Below are 1,295 nucleotides of genomic sequence, written 5' to 3'. Positions count from 1 at the left end.
CACGCCCGGAATGGACTTGATGTTCGATTTGACGTCGCATTCGGAAAGGGCCTTCGGCTCATCGCCAGGCTCGTCGCGGCTCGTTGCGACGCTGAGGTGCTTCTTGCGGCGCTTCGCCGCCTTGTCTGGATATTGCGCTAACACTTCCGCAATGAGCTTTTCATGCAAAACGCTGTCATTCTCGTAATCAAGGCTCATGGGCCCCTGCCCCCTTTCAAGGTTCGGGTTAGGTCGTCGTCGCCGAAGCGTCTTTCGTGGAAGGACGCGCTGGCTCAAGGGCCAGCGCGTCCTGTCGACAGCGGCAGTTATTGAGCCGCAACCACCGCTGACTCCTTGGCCTGTAATTCGGCCAGCATCTGCTCGTCGCTCTTCATGATGCCGAAGTCGAGCAGCATGTCTTCGAGCTCTTCCATGGTAATCGGGGTCGGAATGGTCCCTTGGCCCGAATTGGCATGGATCTTCTCGGCTAGCGCCCGATATTCCCCGGCCTGCTTGGAGTCCGGCGCGTACTGGATCACCGTCATCTTCCTGAGCTCGGCGTGCTGGACGATGTTGTCACGCGGCACAAAGTGGATGAGCTTGGAATTGAGCCTGGCAGCCAGCGCCTCGGAGAGGTCGAGCTCGCGGTCCGTCTGGCGCTCGTTACAGATCAGGCCGCCGAGCCGCACGCCGCCGGAATGGGCATATTTCAGGATGCCCTTGGCGATGTTGTTGGCGGCATAGAGCGCCATCATCTCGCCGGACATCACGATGTAGATCTCCTGGGCCTTGTTCTCACGGATCGGCATCGCGAAGCCACCGCACACCACATCGCCGAGCACGTCATAGGAGACGTAGTCGACATCGTCATAAGCACCGTTCTCTTCGAGGAAATTGATCGAGGTGATGACGCCGCGCCCGGCGCAGCCGACGCCCGGTTCCGGACCGCCGGACTCCACGCACTTGATGCCTTTGTAGCCGGCCTTGAGCACGTCCTCGAGCTCAAGGTCTTCCACCGAACCTTCCTGCGCCGCCAGATGAAGAACCGTGTCCTGTGCTTTGGCGTTCAGGATCAGCCGGGTGGAGTCGGCTTTCGGGTCGCATCCGACGATCAGGATCTTCTGCCCGAGGTCGACAAGCGCTGCGAGCGTATTTTGGGAGGTGGTGGACTTGCCGATCCCCCCTTTGCCGTAAAATGCGATTTGACGCAAATCTGACATATCGCCTTCCTTCTTTCGTTCCATCCATCGCTGAGTAAAAGGCAGGCAGCTCGCGCCGCCTCGCATGGCAATCTTCAAAACCCGTGCCATGTGGGC

At 59.7% G+C, this 1,295-nt stretch carries 2 protein-coding genes; both read right to left on the bottom strand.

Translation table 11 applies throughout. The features are described from left to right. Positions 1–198, bottom strand: a 198-nt coding sequence (locus EFR00_RS32745) for a nitrogenase (protein ID WP_077991962.1), incomplete at its 3' end; no start/stop codon positions are given. A 107-nt stretch (positions 199–305) separates the two neighbouring features. Continuing rightward, the gene (nifH, locus tag EFR00_RS32740; RefSeq protein ID WP_004675840.1) at positions 306–1,199 is read right to left on the bottom strand and encodes a nitrogenase iron protein; all 894 of its coding nucleotides are present in this window, start codon (positions 1,197–1,199) and stop codon (positions 306–308) included. Positions 1,200–1,295: the final 96 nt, after the last annotated feature.

Source organism: Rhizobium sophoriradicis (genome assembly GCF_003939025.1).
In the GTDB taxonomy this organism is placed as follows: domain Bacteria; phylum Pseudomonadota; class Alphaproteobacteria; order Rhizobiales; family Rhizobiaceae; genus Rhizobium; species Rhizobium sophoriradicis.
This window is presented reverse-complemented; position numbering and strand designations above follow the sequence as displayed.

What these genes read in the sequence shown, in the direction of transcription:
- nifH (WP_004675840.1), bottom strand. Translation starts at nt 1,199, where the DNA reads ATGTCAGATTTGCGTCAAATCGCATTTTACGGCAAAGGGGGGATCGGC.